The sequence below is a fragment of the Burkholderia anthinoferrum genome, assembly GCF_002925705.1.
GTDB classification, from domain to species: Bacteria; Pseudomonadota; Gammaproteobacteria; order Burkholderiales; family Burkholderiaceae; genus Burkholderia; species Burkholderia semiarida.
In genome coordinates, this window is sequence record NZ_LFZP01000023.1 from 1 (window position 1) to 744 (window position 744).

General features: G+C 65.9%; 1 protein-coding gene. It reads left to right on the plus strand.

Going from position 1 to position 744, the window contains the following annotated elements:
- Positions 1–744: 3-hydroxybutyrate dehydrogenase (locus C5F75_RS06845; RefSeq protein ID WP_230955176.1), on the plus strand; the 744-nt coding region annotated here is incomplete at both ends.

Genomic DNA, 744 nt, shown 5'->3' on the forward strand with positions numbered 1-744 from the left:
CTGAATGGCAAGACCGCAGTCGTCACGGGCGCCGCGAGCGGCATCGGCAAGGAAATCGCGCTCGAGCTCGCCAAGGCAGGCGCGGCCGTCGCGATCGCCGACCTGAACCAGGACGGCGCGAACGCGGTCGCCGACGAGATCGTCAAGGCAGGCGGCAAGGCGATCGGCGTCGCGATGGACGTCACCAACGAGGAAGCGGTGAACAACGGCATCGACAAGGTCGCCGCGACGTTCGGCTCGGTCGACATCCTCGTGTCGAACGCGGGCATCCAGATCGTCAACCCGATCGAGAACTACTCGTTCGCCGACTGGAAGAAGATGCAGGCGATCCACGTGGACGGCGCATTCCTGACGACGAAGGCCGCGCTCAAGCACATGTACAAGGACGATCGCGGCGGCGTCGTGATCTACATGGGCTCGGTGCATTCGCACGAAGCGTCGCCGCTGAAGTCGGCGTACGTGACGGCCAAGCACGGGCTGCTGGGTCTCGCGCGCGTGCTGGCGAAGGAAGGCGCGAAGCACAACGTGCGCTCGCACGTCGTGTGTCCGGGCTTCGTGCGCACGCCGCTGGTCGACAAGCAGATTCCGGAGCAGGCGAAGGAGCTCGGCATCAGCGAAGAGGACGTGATCAAGAAGGTGATGCTCGGCAACACGGTCGACGGCGTGTTCACGACGGTGCAGGACGTCGCGCAGACGGTGCTGTTCCTGTCGGCGTTCCCGAGCGCCGCGCTCACGGGCCAGTCG